Here is a 15917-nt window from a genome sequence, read left to right as displayed (position 1 = left end):
TGATGGTTACGAAGATGCTCGTACATTGCAACGTCGTGCTGACAAAATGAAAGAGTGGTTAGCCGCTCCGACGTTGATGGAACCGGATGCCGATGCCGAATACGCAGCGATCATCGAAATCGATCTTAACGATATTAAAGAGCCGATCTTGGCATGTCCGAACGATCCGGATAATGTTAAATTGCTCAGCGACGTTGCAGGAACTGAAATCAATGAAGTTTTCCTCGGAAGCTGTATGACCAATATCGGTCACTATCGCGCGGCAGGTGAAGTGATGCGCGGCGAAGGTAAAATTGCGGTTGAAAAATTCTGGATCGTACCGCCTACCCGTATGGATGAACAGCAACTCATCAACGAAGGGTACTACGACGTTTATAAAGCGATTGCCGCTACAACGGAAGTTCCGGGATGTTCGCTCTGCATGGGTAACCAAGCAAGTTCACGTGAGGGTTCAACCGTATTCTCAACCTCTACCCGTAACTTCGACAATCGTCTTGGGAAAGGGACACAGGTTTACCTCGGAAGCGCCGAGCTTGCAGCTGTATGCGCTAAACTTGGTCGTATCCCGAGCGTAGCAGAATACATGAGTATCGTTCCTGAAAAATTAGCAGGAAAAGCGGATGATGTTTATAAATATCTCAACTTCAATGAAATTACACAGTACACTCTTCAAGCGCGTAATGTGGCTGAAGAAAAATACGGCGTCACCATCAAAGCCGTATAAAGGATCTCTCTCAAACCCCTCTACTACGGGGGGTTCTTCATCTATGCTATAATCTCCTATCTATATTATAAAGCGACACAATGTCCACCTTCGATACCTTAGCATTACGACCGCCTCTCAAAGAGGCATTAAAACGTCTTGAGTTTACTCAAATGACCTCGATCCAATCAACCGCTCTTCCTGTTATCTTACAAAAAAAAGATTGTATAGCCCAAGCCGCTACCGGAAGCGGAAAAACCTTGGCATTCGGATTGGGAGTATTGGAACGAATCAACCAAAAATCGTTTGCTACACAATCGCTGATTTTGTGCCCTACCCGTGAACTTGCCGAACAAGTAGCAAAGGTGCTCCGTTCATTAGCTTCAGAAATCGGTAACATTAAAATCCTAACCCTCTGCGGAGGTGTTCCGATGAAAGGGCAAATCCATTCACTCAAACACGGAGCGCATATCATCGTCGGTACACCTGGGCGGGTATTAAAACTGCTCCAAATGGAAACGTTTGATCCGGCTCAAATCCAAAGTATTGTTTTGGATGAAGCCGATCAAATGATTGATATGGGATTTATTGAAGATATTACCTCTATCTTGAATTTTACACCGCCATCGCGACAAACGCTCCTTTTCTCCGCCACATTTCCCGAATCGATCCAAACCATCACGTCGGAGTTTATGAAAGATCCGGTCATGGTCACGGCCGAGCATTCGATCAGCAAGCCGAAAATCGAAGAGATTGCCTACATTTGTAATGACAAACTCCCTGCCATCGCCAAAGTGCTCCATCTTCACGGAATTACTAACACGATCATTTTTTGCAATACCAAAGTAGATGCGAATGCATTATGTGAAGATCTTAACACTATGGGCATTCATGCATTGACCTTGCACGGAGACATGGAGCAGTTTGACCGTAATGAAGCGATCATCCAATTTCGTAATCTAAGCGCCCCGATCCTCGTAGCCACCGATGTAGCCGGACGAGGTATCGATATCGAAGGGCTTGATGCTATCATCAACTATGAAGTTCCGATTCAAAATGAACGCTATACACACCGTATAGGCAGAACAGGACGAGCCGGGAAAAACGGTATTGCCATCACCCTGGTCAATCATCATCAATATGAACGTTTTATCGATTTAAAACGCTCCGTTACCCCAATCGAACTTCCTAGTATCAAAGATGCATCTTCTCTGAAAACCTTAATGCGCACGATCTGTATCGATGCCGGAAAAAAAGAGAAACTCCGAGCGGGAGACATCGTCGGCGCATTGATTCATGAGTGCGGCTTGACTAAAGAAGAGATCGGAAAAATCGATCAGCAAGATCATCTCAGCTATGTTGCGATTCCTCGTAACAAAGCCGAAAAAATTTATCAAATACTGACGAATCGTCCGATAAAAGGGAAAACATTCAGGAAATGGTTGTTAGACTAACGATAACGGTTTATGATTTTTTATTATGTAGATGAGGATTTTTATGTCTAATCAAGAACTAACTTTCGGTGACGAAGAATTTATCGTATCTAAAACAGATTTGGGCGGTAAAATTACGTACGGCAATGCATTATTTATTGCCATGTCCGGGTACAGTGAGAGTGAACTCATTAATAAGCCCCACAACATACTAAGACATGAAGATATGCCGGCAATTGTTTTTAAGCTCCTTTGGGCTCGTATAAAAGAGGGGAAAGAGATTTTTGCCTATGTAAAAAACAAAACGAAAGACGGCGATTACTACTGGGTATTTGCCCATGTGACTCCATCCTTTGACACCAACCGAAAAATCAGCAATTACCACTCAGTACGTCGTAAACCTACAGAAAAAGCACTTGATATTATTAAACCGCTCTATGCCACATTGCTTCAAAAAGAAAAAAATGGGGGCATTGCTGCTTCAGAAGCGGCACTCAATCAAATACTAAAAGACAAAGGGCTGTCATATGACGAATTTATCCTCTCTCTCTAAAGTTCAATATGCCAATATTATTTCCATTGTCCTTTTTGTTATTGCACTCCTGATTGAAGTTATTTTATACGGATGGAGCTGGATTCGGCTTTTAAATATTGCCAATTTTGGTTTGGCCTGGTTTGTCTTTATTAACATTCGGGAAGCTCAAAAAACGATCCATGAAGTTGCCGCGGTCATTAAATCAGCCGAAATCGGAAATCTTGAAAATCGTATTACCAACATAAACGACCATGGTGAACTTAACAGTTTATGCTGGAATACTAATAATATGCTCGATCAAACTGAAGTTTTTATCCGTGAAATTCGGGCCAGTGTCGAAGCGGCAAGCCGTGATGAATTTCACCGTAAAATTAATACCAAAGGGTTGCAAGGCGAATATAAAGAGGCCAGTAATTTTGTCAATATGGCCATCGGTTCGATGCATTCAACCTATCTTCATATACAAAAATCATTGCTTAACAGTTCATTAGGGAAAATCGGTGCCGGAGTCGGCGGCGGAATGGAAGTGATTCAAAAAGATCTTCAAAATACGATTCAACGGCTTCATACTATCGCGGCTATCAGTCAAACAACTTCGGAAAAATCATCCCATAGCGTGGATGAACTTGAAGATATCATCATCAAGCTAAGTCGCCTGATTGAACTGGTTCAAGTTTCGGTTGAAGCGATTAACTCTCTCAATGAGAAAACGGGAGAGATCAGTTCCGTTGTCAATCTGATTAAAGATATTGCCGATCAGACCAACCTATTGGCACTTAATGCCGCGATTGAAGCAGCTCGTGCAGGTGAACACGGCCGAGGATTTGCCGTTGTTGCCGACGAAGTACGCAAACTTGCCGAACGAACACAAAAAGCGACCGGTGAAATCGGTATTGCCGTACAAACACTGCAGCAAGAGACCACCGAGATACATACAAACTCTGAAGATATGAATGATATCGCCCAAGAGTCCAGTGAATCAATCGGTACCTTCCGACAAACTATCCATATGTTTAACGAAGATGCGAAAAAAGCGGCACTGCAGACAACCGCAATTGAAAATACGACATTTATTACATTGGCAAAAATTGACCATATCATTTTCAAATCCAATGCGTACAAAAGCATTGCCAATGGACAGAAAGAAGCGGAGTTCTCCGATCATCACGGTTGCCGCTTAGGAAAATGGTACGATTCGGGACAGGGGAAAGAGCGTTTTTCACATCTTCCAAGCTTTAAACATATGGAACAGCCTCATGCTACCGTTCATGCAATCGTGCTTGAAAATATGAAATACATTGACAAAGAAGATACATCAATCTATCACAAAGAAGCAATCTTGAGCAGTTTCCAAGAGATGGAAGATCAAAGTCAAACACTCTTTTCATTAATGGACGGACTGAATAAAGAATCGGAAGATCATTTGATGAAGCAAGCTTAGGCCTTAGCCTAAGCAAAAAAAAAGCTTTAGAAATAGGTTTCTAAAATCTTTTTACCGATTTCTACACCCGGTTGATCATAGGTGTTAATTTCAAACAATGCTCCGCTTAACGAAGTTAAAAGCTCATAATAGAGAATCAGCTCTCCCACTGACCCCTCATCAATCTGTTTCCATGCAATCTCATCGACACTGACACCACTTTGTAAAACACTTTGCATGGTAGCATGACACTGAGCGTTAATAAGTTCATTAAAACTTTTTCCGTTGACGAAATCACTCTTTTCAAGATACTTGAGTGAAAGTTCGGGAATCATGAGATGATCTTCCGAGTGTTCAATATGCATAAAGGTGACCGTTTTATTGAGCGGTCCTTCAATAATAAGCTGTAAAAACGAGTGCTGATCTACCGACCCGATCAGTGAAATCGGTGTCAGCCCTACCCTCTCGCCTCGACGGTTCCGTTTGCCAAGCGACTCACCCCATATCTGCACTACCCATTTACCGAACTCTTCAAACGTATCGGAGTAGGCGAATAGTACATTCATAGGGTATTGAGTACTGTGCGTCACATAAAAAGCTGCTTTTTGAAGCATGTGTTCTTCTTGTCGATTCCAAAACTGCTCTAAAAAGGTTTGTGCCCCTTTCAAAATAGCTGTAGTATCAAAACCTGCCAACGTCAGAGGGACCATCCCCACTGCACTCAAAACCGAAAAACGCCCGCCGACATTAGTCGGAATAATAAAACGTCGAAGATGATGTTCATCGGCGAAATGTGCGAGTATCGATTTTTCATCGCTTACGACATAAATCTGATCGGAATGATCCAACGGCAATTCAAAACTGACAATCAGACGTTTCAAAATAGAAAGGGTCTCTACCGTCCCGCCCGATTTGGATATAACGATAAAAAGGGTTCGAAACTTATCGATTTGTTTCATCTCCTGCATAATGCTGATAGGGTCTGAGTTTTCAAGATAGATAAGTTTTTTGGCATTTGGGGTACTGGGACGCAGCAATCTCTCAATCGCTTTGATTCCCAAAGACGAACCGCCTATTCCGATTATGGCAATCGTATTGAAACGACGGTCAATATCACGATAGAGGGTCTTGAGTTCTTCTACAAGAGGTTGCGATAGAAGGGGGAGATGATAGTACCCGACCTCGCCCGAAGCGGCTTCATAACGAACCGCCTCAAACCCTTTTTCAAGGGTAAACGGATCAAGCCCCTTCGTATCGAAATGGTTCGTATAGCGAAGCATTAATGTGTTCCGATAAGAACCGTCATATCAACCAGACGGCTGCTGTATCCCCATTCATTGTCGTACCATGCCAACACTTTTACCGTCGTTCCATCGACGACACTGGTCATGTCGGGAACGTACGTTGAGCTATAGGTAGAACCGATAAAATCGGATGAGACACGTTTCTCATTATCTACTTCTATCAACCCTTTAAATGCACCTTGTGAAGCTGTTGTAAATGCAGCATTAATATCGTCTTTGGTAACCGCTTTACTCAAATTGACCGTCAAATCGACAACCGAAACATCGGGAGTCGGCACACGCATGGCATATCCGTTGAGCTTGCCGAGTAATTTCGGCATTACCTTACCGATCGCTTTTGCCGCACCCGTAGAGGTCGGAATCATATTAAGCGCTGCGGCGCGTGCACGACGAGGGTCTTTAGAATGTTTAACATCCAATACATTTTGATCATTCGTATACGAGTGAATAGTGGTCATCAACCCGTTTTCAATCCCGAACGCATCATCCAATACCTTACAAATCGGCCCCAGACAGTTGGTCGTGCAGCTGGCATTGGAGATAATCGCTTCACCTTTGTAGCTATCTGAATTTACGCCGTACACATAGGTCGGAGAATCATCTTTGGCCGGAGCCGACATAATTACTTTTTTGATTCCGTTTTTAAGATGTTTTTGACAACTCTCTTGATCCAAAAAGACTCCCGTACATTCGATCACCACTTCCGCACCGCAGCTTCCGAAATCAACTTTATCGATGTCCCGTTCTCGAAACATACGGACATTTTTGCCGCCGATTGAAATCGTAGTATCATCGATAACTTTGGCATCGATTCCGCGATGAACGCTGTCAAATTTGAGTAAATATTCCAACATATCAGGTTTTGCCGTCGTATTTAGTGCTACCAGCTCAATATCACTGCGTTCTGCGATGATCTTTGCTACGATAATTCCGATTCTGCCCGTTCCGTTAATCGCCACTTTGAGTGCCATGGAAACTCCTGTTCTTGTAGAAAATTTATAATGTGATTAATTCTAACAGATTATCGTTAAAAAGAGGGTAATAAAAAAGAGATTTTTCTCCCGAAAAAGGGAGAAATGGAGAACTTAATAGCTATAGGTTGCGGTAACGGGAATTTGTTTCATGGGCTGATCGCTCTCTACGCTGATCTCTTTCCCTTTAAATTTAGCAAAATTGGTATATCCGCCCAATACTTGACGTGTTTTGATAGTAGTAATACTCTCACATTTTCGGACGGTTTGATACGTTGTTGCAGAAGAGCTATTATATTTGCTCCCTACATTTTGACCGGCTAAGGTTCCCAGTACGGCTCCGCCGACCGTTGCAGCCGTTTTCCCTTTTCCGCCACCGACTTGATGCCCCAGAACACCCCCTAAAGCACCTCCGACAACGGCTCCGATTACGTCATTATTTGTTCCGCCTGAATTCACTTGCTCTTGCACATCGTAACATTTTTCGCTCGGAATTTCTTCTTGAATCGTTGAATAGTTAGGGGTTGATCGTATCACGTTGATATATTCAACTGTAGAAAAGCTCTCTGCCATCACCGCAGAAGCGGAAAAAAGTACCGATAAAGCCATAGGGAATATAATTTTTGACATTTTAATATCCTTTTTTTATTTTCAAGATTGTAGATAGTAATTGTTAATCAATTGTGAATTGCTTAATTATTTTCCGTACAAAAGGACATTTATTTTTTCGTAAATATCCAAAATCTCGCTTTTTTTCTCGAAAAAACTGTTTTTGTTGGCGATCAGATGCGTCGTCGATTCCATAATCGTCTCAACCACTTCCAAACCGTTTTGTTTCATCGTGCTTCCCGTCTCAACCACATCGACAATCATGTCGGCAAGCCCTACGAGAGGGGCAAGTTCGATTGAACCGTAGAGTTTTATGATATCGGCGGCTACCGCCCGCTCGGCAAAATAGCGTTTCGTAATATTGACCATTTTGGTCGCTACTTTGATTTCGCTTTTCGTAAAATCAGGTTTTTCTCCCGCACGCATTCCGATAGCGACACGACATTTCCCTTTTTGCAAATCCAACAGACGAATGACATCCAGTCCCTGCTCTTCAAGCGTATCCAGACCGACAACACCGATATCGGCCGCTTGGTGATAAACATAGGTGGCGACATCTTGATTTCGAACAAGCAAAAATTTGAAATTTTCGGTCTCCAAGATCAATTTGCGATCATCGAATTTAAAACTGCTTCCGAAAATCGTTTCGAAAATTTCCAACGTATCTTCGGCGATCCGCCCTTTGGGGAGTGCGACACTTAGCATTTAACACCTTTTTCAATCAACTTTTTCATCCCTTTGAAGATCAACTCTTCATCCACTGTTGCCTCGGGTAAAAAACAAGACAACAGTACGGCATCCCCTCCGGTCAAATAAAGGGGTTTTCCCAGACTCTGAATCTTCTCTATCAACGGAGCCAAAAAACCGACCGTAAGGGCATCGGGAGTATTTTTTGCCATTTTAGCCAAATCAACCTCAAAGTTAAATGACACGTCCAATGCACCGGAGAGATTTGCGTACGCCGATTGTGCAGAGCGAAGCCCCAAAGAGATGAATCCACCCTGATAGACGTCGCCGCGCATCACATCGACCGTGATGGCGCTCCCCGCATCGACGATAACACCCTCTTCTACCGCTTCACACACCATTATCCGATCAATCCCCATGGTCGGATAGTATTTCTCCCAATCGATAAGCTGTCGTAAATCGTACCAATTCGTGTAGTTTTGAATACGCTCATTAAAAGAAGCATTGACACTGACATAATAAACGCTGTCTTGGACTGTTGCCGGGTCGAAATCCTCTGCACTCAGCTTGGTTCGCTTGCCCACATAAAACAAATCAACCGAGGTATTGCCGACGTCACATAAAATCATAATGCTATTATAACTTAAGTACCCCGCTTACCCGAGCGACACTGTCGTTTTTATGCAAACTCAAACGGACAATGGAATCTTCGAGCGCATTAAGTTCATGTACAACATTCGGTTCGAGTGCGATAACATCTCCCGCTCCGAAAATTATTCTCTCTTCCCCTATCCCAAAATCGATCTCTCCCGACACGATCATCACGGTGATTGGAAAGGATGTTTTATGGGCTTTCATCGATTGCCCTGATCGAAATACGATTCGGATCTCTTTGGTAAACTCGTTGGTAATAAGCGGAGTAATGACCGGTTGTGTATCACCGAAAACAATATCCGCTGTAAATGAAGCATACGTCATAGGTATATCCTTTTTTTTAATAACGGATGATAACCTTATCAGGAAAATAGTTTCTTGATAAATATCAAGAGTGGGCCATCGGATGATGTCTCAGTACCGTCTCTTGCAAATTCTGCTTTTGGACATGCGTGTATATCTGCGTCGTCAACAACGATGCGTGACCGAGAAGCTCTTGAACGACACGCAGATCCGCTCCGCCGAGGATCAGTGCCGTCGCGTACGAGTGGCGAAGTGCGTGAGGCGAGACGCCCAGATATTTTTGGGTTATTTTAAACGCCGAAATGCGGCTAAGCGTCTCTCCTCGATAGTTGAGCCACAAATGAGGACGGTTCTGATAGGGAGAGGCTTCCTGATACGCCCGAAGCGCTTTTAGCGCCTCATGGGCTATCGGAACATAGCGCTCCTTCTCCCCTTTCCCGTGACGGATACGGAGCCACTCCCCCTCGATATCCCCCTCTTCAATATCGAGACATTCACTGATACGACTTCCCGTCGCATAGAGAAAAAGGAGCATTGCATAATCCCTAAGTCCGATCCAATCCTTACGGTCAATGAATCCGATCCCCGTCTTGATGGTCTCGTATGTTAAATATTTAGGAAGATTCTTCGGTATTTTGGAGAGGGAAAATTTCGACGATACGGAATCAAATCGGTTACGGTGACAAAAATCCAAAAAGGAGTTAAAAGCGGAGAGTTTACGGTTGAGAGTTCGTTTGTTGGCAATCGTTCCGAGAATTTGAAAAACGGTATTTGAATCAATATCGACAAGACTCTTTTGAGCGCTGTTTTCGATCTCACTCAAATCATGGCGGTAGGCCTCGATCGTTCGAGGGCTAAGCGCTTTGATCACGGTGATATATTCGATAAAAGCCTCAAGCTCTTTCGACATTATTTGATAGTGATATAGCGGTCGTCAAAATAAAAACGTCCGTCTCCGAGGAATATTTTGTTGTCGCTGTCCATATCGACATCGTAGACGTCGTACGATAAAAGATTTTTGGTAATGGCAATCATATATCCCTCTTGCTCAAGAGCATAAACTCGGTCGTTCTGAACGCTGAGGCCGACGAAATGGGCAAACGGAAATTTTTTCTTCGCTTTAAACTGCAATGTCGGGGTAAGGGCGATAATTTCACCTTGTTTGGTCGTTAGCCATATACCATCAGAAGCATACGCGATATTGCGAATCTCATATTTTTCCCGTGCCTCTTTTTGGGAAAGTGCCAAAACCGCACTGTCAGTAGAGGCGACCAGATTGTTATCAATGACATTCATGTAGGTGATATTGTTAAAATACTCTTCCGAACTGACAACTACTGAACGTAAAACCTGCTTGGTTTCAGAATTTACAATGACGATTTTCCCATCAAGGGTTAAAAATAGGACCAGCTCTTTTAAAAAGTACGGATTGGCGATATGAGAATCAACCGCGATAGGGGCGTTTGAACTCTCTTTAAAAAGGAGTTTTTTGCTCTCCAGCGAATACAATGCCATCTCGTTATTGGTGAATAAAATAGCTACGATATCGTTTTGAATACTGGCTGCCGCAACTTGGCGTTTGAGTTCAAATGTTACTTTGGCATCGCTTCCGTCTTCCGGGAAAAGAACCAGATTTTTTTCAGGACTCTCGGTAATGATCCACTCATCATTTGCGTTGATCAGACGGTAATCTTCAGGAATTTTGATATTTTTTTCTCCGTCTTTGGTCAATATATGCCCGTTATCCAGTAAAGCCGCCGATTGAGTTGTTTGCGAGATTGAGGAGCTTAAATGTCCTGAATTGCGCCATTCCCCTTTGATATTTTCAGGTTTATAAACCTCTTTATGGGAACATCCGCTCAAAAAGAGCACCGCACTTAGCGATAAAACAATCGTTGATAATTTCATTATTTGACTCCGTAATGGGAAAGGGATTGCGCAACTTGGTACAGAGGTGAATTTTCAGCAATCAGAGCAACTTTTTCATTCGCTGCTTTCGAGTCACCTTTGTTAATGTCTCCGACAGCAGCTTCCAATAATGCTAAATCCTTATAAAGTGCACCTTGCTGCTTGGTATATTGTTCCAAAGCATGCGCATCTCCTTTGATTACGGCAGATTCGTACGATGCAATGTCGGCAACACCGAATGCTTGCGAATTTTTCAATCCCTCAAGAATCGTTACATCGTTTTGAGAAATTCCGCGGGAAAGTTTCCATAAATCATACAATTTGGGATTGTCGTTTTTCAAAGTCTGCTCGGCTTTGGTATCTGTCGGATTTGCCAAAAGGAGATTCAATGCCGTATTGGAACTCTCTTTTTTCGTATTCGTATACGCTTGATACCCGATTGCACCGGCTACTGCCAATAATGAAGCGGCTACCACAGCCATTAGAGGCTTTTGATACCGTTTGACGAAACGTTCTGTACGAATGGCACTTTCAAAAAACTTCTCTTCAGAACTCAGCTCTTCTTTAAGGGCTTCCATATTCTCTTTTAGACTCAAAACAGCTCCTGTCTTTTACATAACTATTGAATTAGAGAAATAATATCTTACCCTATGTTAAAGTTTTGTAAACCTATTTGTCGGTATCATACCCAAAAACAATTTGACGGTGATTAAATGCAAATTCTTGACGGTAAAGCGCTCGCACAAAAAATCGAAGAAAAGGTCTCATCAGGAGCCAAAGAGCTAAAATCGCTCACCGGACGGGTTCCCGGTCTGGCGGTAATTTTGGTCGGACATGATCCTGCAAGCCAAGCGTACGTCGGAATGAAAAAGAAAGCGTGTGACCGTGCCGGATTTTATTCCGTCACTCACGAAATGCCCGATGATATTTCTCAAGAGGCTATCGTTAAAACCATCGAGATGATGAATACCAATCCCAACATTGACGGTATTTTGATCCAGCTTCCGCTCCCCGCACACATCGATACCACCAAAATTCTCGAGGTGGTTGCCCCCTCCAAAGACGTGGACGGTTTTCATCCTTACAATGTGGGACGTCTCACGACTGGGCTGGACGGGTTTGTCCCGTGTACACCGCTAGGAGTCATGGAACTTTTGGCAGAATATAACATCGATGTCAAAGGAAAGAACTGCTGTATCGTCGGTGCATCAAACATTGTCGGTAAACCGATGGCGTCGCTCTTGCTCAATGCCAATGCCACGATCGAAATCTGCCATATCTTCACGGATGACCTCAGAAAGCACACTCTTGCCGCCGATATTGTCCTTGTCGGTGCGGGAGTTATCAACCTGATCAAAGAAGATATGGTAAGAGACAATGCAATCGTCATCGATATCGGAATCAACCGTGCGCCCGATGGCCGTCTCGTCGGAGATGTCGATTATGATGCCGTTGCTCCGAAAACCTCGTACATCACTCCGGTGCCGGGAGGGGTCGGTCCGATGACCATCGCGATGCTCCTTTCCAATACCCTTAAAGCCGCCAAAATCCATGCAGAAGAAGAGAAATAACCTTTGAAAAAAAAAATATTCACCGCCGCCCATAGCGCTTACCGCTTTTCCAATACTTGGATAGGGACGGTTATCATTGTCCTTTTCGTTATTTTTTTCGTCGCCCAAGCATTCCGTATTCCCAGCGGATCAATGAAAGATTCTCTCCTCATCGGGGATCATCTTTTTGCCAAAAAATTTGCTTACGGTATTTCAACACCCCATATTCCGTTTCTTGAAATCCCCCTGATTCCGGGAACTGATGGCCATATACTTGACGGAGACGAACCTAAACGCGGGGATATCGTTATCTTCCGCTATCCGAATAATCAGCAGCTCCATTACGTCAAACGATGTGTTGCCCTGCCGGGGGATGAGCTGTTTGTTCAGGATAAAGTCCTATATCTGCATCCCAAAGAGGGAAATGAATATGCCGCAAAAGCATTTTCCGAATATGAGCTTATCGATATCGATGGAAAAATGTGGGTAAAAGACCCTTACACCAAAGAACACCCGGGTATTCATCACGATAATCGTATTACCAAAGACGGCATGATGCCGACTGAAATCTTTGATTTTGCCCCTATCCAAGTCCCTGAGAAACAGTACTTCATGATGGGGGATAACCGCGATCATTCCAACGACAGCCGATTTTGGGGAGCGGTCCCGTACGGTTTAATCGAGGGGACACCGTGGTTCGTCTATTTTAGTTTGGATGCCAATTATGAAGTACGCTGGGATCGTATCGGAAAAACTCCCTCAGATTTAGAACAAAAAGAGCCGTTAAGCCGTGCCGTTGCCGAACGGATTCGCGAAGATGCCAATGACCATGAGCTCTATTGATCTGCTCGAAATCGCCGCGGCGATTATCGCACTCCTCATTGCTATTATCGGTCATGAGATTATGCACGGATGGGTTGCCTACAAATACGGTGACCATACCGCCAAAAGCCAAGGCCGTCTGAGTATCAATCCTCTCATACATATCGATCCCTTCGGCTCAATTCTCGTCCCGCTGATGACCTATTTTATTCCTATGGTACTCGGAGCTTCCAGCGGATTTTTATTCGGGTGGGCCAAGCCGGTTCCGGTCAATATCAATACCGTTATCCGAAACGGCGGATACAATGCCGCAATGCAAGTAAGTCTGGCAGGTATAACCTATAATCTTTTCTTCGCGACTCTCGCTTCCGTTATCCTGGTATCTCTTGCCCAGCCAACCGAAGCCGACGGAATCGCCTATGTCTTCGGTTATCTGATTGTCATAAAACTTTTATTGGTCAACGTTGTCTTAGCCGTGTTTAATCTCCTCCCGATACCGGGATTTGACGGTGCCCATTTCATTACCTACCTTGCTCTGAAATATAAAATTCGTGCAGTTGCCGAATTTTTCGCTAAAGCCGAACCTTATGGAATGATTGTTATCATCATCATATTGGTTACTCCGCTTAAAATACCGCTGGTTATGTGGCCCATTGAAACGGTGTTACATCTATTATTGAACTAAGGAGAGTTATGAAGTTTTACATTGCCACCGATCACGCCGGAATCGATCTAAAAGATTTTACCGTCGAACTCCTCCGTTCAAAAGGGCATGAAGTCATTGATTTGGGACCCTTTTCCAAAGAGAGAGTCGATTACCCCGATTATGCGGTGAAAGTGTGCGAAAATGTCCTCAGTGACAGCAGCTCACAGGGTATTTTAATCTGCGGTTCAGGGATCGGAATGTCGATAGCGGCCAACCGCTTCCAGGGAATCCGCGCCGCACTGTGTCACGATGCCTATACGGCAACCGTTGCTCGCGGTCACAACGATGCTAACGTACTCTGTTTCGGAGAGCGTATCGTAGGTCAAGGGGTTGCCGAATCCATTCTGGATGCTTGGATTGCCGGAAAATTCGAAGGTGGACGCCATTGCGGTCGCGTGAACAAATTAGAGGCTATCAAAGGATAAGGTATGTTTTTAGAGTGGTCATTGCTCACAATTGTAACGTTAGGTGCACTTTTCTTTTTGGTTAAAATGTTCTATTTTAAGAGTATTACCGTCAAAGAGCAGCGTACCAGTGAGATGATGAAACTCACCCTTAAAGAGGCTGAAGTCTTAATCCGCAAATATCAGATACAGCTCCAGCGTGCGTTAGGGAACGTGGATATTCTCAGTGAAGAGCTGAACAACCTGAGAAATGAAGTCAAATCTCTTAAACAGCGTAATTCCAAACACCGTTCCGAAACCGACCGTCTCCAAAATAAAATCAAAGAGCTTGAAGGGCGTATTGACGCACTTATTTAAAAAAGGAAATCTTTATGAATCTTACTATAAACGACCGTGCAATTTTAATTAATGCGATTCGCGATATCCCCGATTTTCCGAAACCGGGAATTGTTTTTAAAGATATCACTACGCTCCTCTCCGACGGAGAAGCTTTCGGTGTTTTGATGCGTCATTTGCATGATCGCTATGCCTCGTACGACCTTACCCATGTCGCGGGGATCGATGCACGCGGGTTTATTTTCGGTGCGGCTCTCGCTCAAATGCTCGGAATCGGTTTTGTCCCCATCCGCAAAAAAGGGAAACTCCCCTACACGACCGTCTCGGAAAAATACTCTCTTGAATACGGTGTAGATGAAGTGGAAATCCATATCGATGCCTTCAGCGGCGTCGAAAAACCACGCGTATTACTCATCGATGATTTGATCGCTACCGGCGGGACGGCATACGCTGCTGCGAATCTTATCAACAAAGTGGGTGCTGAGTGTATCGAAGCGTGTTTTGTGATGGGGCTTGATTTCTTGAGCGGCCAAAGCAAGCTGCGAGAAATGGTTGAAGTTTACACCGTGATCGGAGTCGATTGATGTATATCCCATCCCCTTCAAAATTCGATCCGGTTGACGGTCACTTCGGTATCTTCGGAGGTCGATACGTTCCAGAGACCCTTATGCCTGCTCTCCTAGAGCTTGAAGCTGCCTACAAAGAGATCCGTTTTGATACAACCTTTTGGAGCGAGGTGGACGGCTATCTTACCGATTACGTCGGTCGTCCCAGCCCGCTCTACTATGCCGCCAACCTCTCCGAAGAGTTGGGCGCTAAAATCTATCTCAAGCGTGAAGATTTGAACCATACCGGTGCCCATAAAGTCAACAACGTCATCGCACAGGGCCTCATGGCGAAACGTTTGGGCAAGAAAAAAGTAATCGCCGAAACCGGTGCAGGCCAGCACGGAGTTGCAACCGCCACGATCGCCGCTTTGCTGGGATTGGAATGCGAAATTTTTATGGGAGCCAAAGATGTTGAACGCCAAGAGCTCAATGTCTTTCGGATGAAGCTTCTCGGAGCCAAAGTCCATGCCGTTCAAAGCGGTTCTAAAACCCTTAAAGATGCGATGAATGATGCTATCCGCCACTGGGTTACCCATGCGCGTGATACGTTCTACATTATCGGGACTGTTGCGGGACCGCACCCCTATCCGATGATGGTACGCGATTTTCAGGCGATCATCGGATGTGAAGCGCGTGCTCAGATTTTAGAAAAAGAAAATCGTCTCCCCGATTACGTCATCGCCTGCATCGGCGGAGGCTCAAACGCCATCGGAACGTTTCAGCACTTTTTAGAAGATAAAGAGGTTCGCTGCATCGGGATCGAAGCGGGCGGATTGGGAGTCGATACCGATAAACACGGATGTTCCCTTCTCAAAGGACGTCCGGGGGTACTGCACGGACAAATGAGCTACCTTCTCCAAGATGACGACGGTCAAATTCTCGAAGCCCACTCCATATCAGCCGGTCTGGATTACCCCGGTATCGGACCGGAACACGCTTTTCACAAAGACAACGATAACGTCAC

The 15917-nt window shown here is 44.4% G+C and carries 20 protein-coding genes and 1 pseudogene; 12 read left to right on the top strand and 9 right to left on the bottom strand.

Annotation, left to right across the window (positions count from 1 at the left end):
- From Q0C19_RS05830 to Q0C19_RS05810, 5 genes and pseudogenes are all read left to right on the top strand, one after another.
- Positions 1–724: aconitase family protein (locus Q0C19_RS05830; RefSeq protein WP_295053797.1), on the top strand; the 724-nt coding region annotated here is incomplete at its 5' end.
- 80 nt (positions 725–804) lie between these two features.
- Positions 805–2157 carry an ATP-dependent RNA helicase DbpA gene (dbpA, locus tag Q0C19_RS05825; protein WP_295053794.1) on the top strand — a complete coding sequence of 451 codons (1353 nt, stop codon included), beginning with the start codon at positions 805–807 and terminating at the stop codon, positions 2155–2157.
- A gap of 43 nt (positions 2158–2200) precedes the next feature.
- The gene (locus tag Q0C19_RS05820) at positions 2201–2689 is read left to right on the top strand and encodes a PAS domain-containing protein (RefSeq protein ID WP_295053791.1); all 489 of its coding nucleotides are present in this window, start codon (positions 2201–2203) and stop codon (positions 2687–2689) included.
- Positions 2664–3722: pseudogene (locus tag Q0C19_RS11840) on the top strand (methyl-accepting chemotaxis protein); the annotation flags it as partial. The gene Q0C19_RS05820 and the pseudogene Q0C19_RS11840, both read left to right, overlap by 26 nt.
- A gap of 27 nt (positions 3723–3749) precedes the next feature.
- On the top strand, positions 3750–4112 hold the full coding sequence (locus Q0C19_RS05810) for a CZB domain-containing protein (RefSeq protein ID WP_295053802.1): 363 nt from the start codon (positions 3750–3752) through the stop codon (positions 4110–4112).
- A 26-nt stretch (positions 4113–4138) separates the two neighbouring features.
- Here the strand turns inward: Q0C19_RS05810 and Q0C19_RS05805 are convergent, their stop codons facing one another.
- The 9 genes from Q0C19_RS05805 to Q0C19_RS05765 all read right to left on the bottom strand — a co-directional run bounded on the left by Q0C19_RS05805 (position 4139) and on the right by Q0C19_RS05765 (position 11123).
- Positions 4139–5371, bottom strand: coding sequence for a glucose-6-phosphate isomerase (locus tag Q0C19_RS05805; protein ID WP_295053789.1), 1233 nt, complete (start codon positions 5369–5371; stop codon positions 4139–4141).
- On the bottom strand, positions 5371–6366 hold the full coding sequence (gene gap, locus Q0C19_RS05800) for a type I glyceraldehyde-3-phosphate dehydrogenase (protein ID WP_295053786.1): 996 nt from the start codon (positions 6364–6366) through the stop codon (positions 5371–5373). Before gap ends, Q0C19_RS05805 begins: the two co-directional genes overlap by 1 nt.
- A 114-nt stretch (positions 6367–6480) precedes the next feature.
- Positions 6481–6996 (bottom strand): glycine zipper 2TM domain-containing protein, encoded by a 516-nt coding sequence (locus tag Q0C19_RS05795; protein ID WP_295053783.1) that lies wholly within the window; start codon positions 6994–6996, stop codon positions 6481–6483.
- A gap of 66 nt (positions 6997–7062) precedes the next feature.
- Positions 7063–7680: an ATP phosphoribosyltransferase gene (gene hisG, locus Q0C19_RS05790; RefSeq protein WP_295053781.1), complete on the bottom strand. Its 618-nt coding sequence runs from the start codon at positions 7678–7680 to the stop codon at positions 7063–7065.
- The gene (locus tag Q0C19_RS05785; RefSeq protein WP_295053778.1) at positions 7674–8291 is read right to left on the bottom strand and encodes a type III pantothenate kinase; all 618 of its coding nucleotides are present in this window, start codon (positions 8289–8291) and stop codon (positions 7674–7676) included. The genes hisG and Q0C19_RS05785 overlap by 7 nt, the downstream gene beginning before the upstream one ends.
- A gap of 7 nt (positions 8292–8298) precedes the next feature.
- Positions 8299–8640, bottom strand: coding sequence for a cupin domain-containing protein (locus Q0C19_RS05780; RefSeq protein WP_295053776.1), 342 nt, complete (start codon positions 8638–8640; stop codon positions 8299–8301).
- A 64-nt stretch (positions 8641–8704) separates the two neighbouring features.
- Positions 8705–9529, bottom strand: a complete 825-nt coding sequence (locus Q0C19_RS05775) for a tyrosine-type recombinase/integrase (protein WP_295053773.1) — start codon at positions 9527–9529, stop codon at positions 8705–8707.
- Positions 9529–10527, bottom strand: a complete 999-nt coding sequence (locus Q0C19_RS05770; protein WP_295053770.1) for a hypothetical protein — start codon at positions 10525–10527, stop codon at positions 9529–9531. Before Q0C19_RS05770 ends, Q0C19_RS05775 begins: the two co-directional genes overlap by 1 nt.
- Positions 10527–11123 (bottom strand): hypothetical protein, encoded by a 597-nt coding sequence (locus Q0C19_RS05765; protein ID WP_295053768.1) that lies wholly within the window; start codon positions 11121–11123, stop codon positions 10527–10529. The genes Q0C19_RS05770 and Q0C19_RS05765 overlap by 1 nt, the downstream gene beginning before the upstream one ends.
- Positions 11124–11240: 117 nt before the next feature.
- Here Q0C19_RS05765 and folD point away from each other — a divergent pair, with 117 nt between their 5' ends.
- The 7 genes from folD to trpB all read left to right on the top strand — a co-directional run.
- Positions 11241–12098, top strand: a complete 858-nt coding sequence (gene folD / locus Q0C19_RS05760) for a bifunctional methylenetetrahydrofolate dehydrogenase/methenyltetrahydrofolate cyclohydrolase FolD (RefSeq protein WP_295053765.1) — start codon at positions 11241–11243, stop codon at positions 12096–12098.
- A gap of 3 nt (positions 12099–12101) precedes the next feature.
- Entirely contained in the window at positions 12102–12920 is an 819-nt protein-coding gene (lepB, locus tag Q0C19_RS05755) for a signal peptidase I (RefSeq protein WP_295053762.1), read from the top strand.
- Entirely contained in the window at positions 12901–13584 is a 684-nt protein-coding gene (locus Q0C19_RS05750) for a site-2 protease family protein (protein WP_295053799.1), read from the top strand. The genes lepB and Q0C19_RS05750 overlap by 20 nt, the downstream gene beginning before the upstream one ends.
- A gap of 8 nt (positions 13585–13592) precedes the next feature.
- Positions 13593–14030: a ribose 5-phosphate isomerase B gene (gene rpiB / locus Q0C19_RS05745; protein WP_295053759.1), complete on the top strand. Its 438-nt coding sequence runs from the start codon at positions 13593–13595 to the stop codon at positions 14028–14030.
- A gap of 3 nt (positions 14031–14033) precedes the next feature.
- On the top strand, positions 14034–14366 hold the full coding sequence (locus Q0C19_RS05740; RefSeq protein ID WP_295053757.1) for a hypothetical protein: 333 nt from the start codon (positions 14034–14036) through the stop codon (positions 14364–14366).
- Positions 14367–14380: 14 nt separating this feature from the next.
- Positions 14381–14929, top strand: coding sequence for an adenine phosphoribosyltransferase (locus Q0C19_RS05735; protein ID WP_295053755.1), 549 nt, complete (start codon positions 14381–14383; stop codon positions 14927–14929).
- Positions 14929–15917 (top strand): tryptophan synthase subunit beta (gene trpB, locus Q0C19_RS05730; protein WP_295053753.1); only part of this gene is annotated, 989 nt, incomplete at its 3' end. The genes Q0C19_RS05735 and trpB, both read left to right, overlap by 1 nt.

This window comes from Sulfuricurvum sp., from assembly GCF_023250475.1.
Taxonomy (GTDB): Bacteria; Campylobacterota; Campylobacteria; order Campylobacterales; family Sulfurimonadaceae; genus Sulfuricurvum.
Note: the sequence above shows the minus strand (reverse complement) of the source record. Positions and strands in the feature narration are given on the sequence as shown.

Coding starts and splice junctions, on each gene's coding strand:
- dbpA (WP_295053794.1), top strand. CDS start 805: ATGTCCACCTTCGATACCTTAGCATTACGACCGCCTCTCAAAGAGGCA.
- Q0C19_RS05820 (WP_295053791.1), top strand. CDS start 2,201: ATGTCTAATCAAGAACTAACTTTCGGTGACGAAGAATTTATCGTATCT.
- Q0C19_RS05805 (WP_295053789.1), bottom strand. CDS start 5,371: ATGCTTCGCTATACGAACCATTTCGATACGAAGGGGCTTGATCCGTTT.
- gap (WP_295053786.1), bottom strand. CDS start 6,366: ATGGCACTCAAAGTGGCGATTAACGGAACGGGCAGAATCGGAATTATC.
- Q0C19_RS05795 (WP_295053783.1), bottom strand. CDS start 6,996: ATGTCAAAAATTATATTCCCTATGGCTTTATCGGTACTTTTTTCCGCT.
- hisG (WP_295053781.1), bottom strand. CDS start 7,680: ATGCTAAGTGTCGCACTCCCCAAAGGGCGGATCGCCGAAGATACGTTG.
- Q0C19_RS05785 (WP_295053778.1), bottom strand. CDS start 8,291: ATGATTTTATGTGACGTCGGCAATACCTCGGTTGATTTGTTTTATGTG.
- Q0C19_RS05780 (WP_295053776.1), bottom strand. CDS start 8,640: ATGACGTATGCTTCATTTACAGCGGATATTGTTTTCGGTGATACACAA.
- Q0C19_RS05775 (WP_295053773.1), bottom strand. CDS start 9,529: ATGTCGAAAGAGCTTGAGGCTTTTATCGAATATATCACCGTGATCAAA.
- Q0C19_RS05770 (WP_295053770.1), bottom strand. CDS start 10,527: ATGAAATTATCAACGATTGTTTTATCGCTAAGTGCGGTGCTCTTTTTG.
- folD (WP_295053765.1), top strand. CDS start 11,241: ATGCAAATTCTTGACGGTAAAGCGCTCGCACAAAAAATCGAAGAAAAG.
- Q0C19_RS05750 (WP_295053799.1), top strand. CDS start 12,901: ATGACCATGAGCTCTATTGATCTGCTCGAAATCGCCGCGGCGATTATC.
- rpiB (WP_295053759.1), top strand. CDS start 13,593: ATGAAGTTTTACATTGCCACCGATCACGCCGGAATCGATCTAAAAGAT.
- Q0C19_RS05740 (WP_295053757.1), top strand. CDS start 14,034: ATGTTTTTAGAGTGGTCATTGCTCACAATTGTAACGTTAGGTGCACTT.
- Q0C19_RS05735 (WP_295053755.1), top strand. CDS start 14,381: ATGAATCTTACTATAAACGACCGTGCAATTTTAATTAATGCGATTCGC.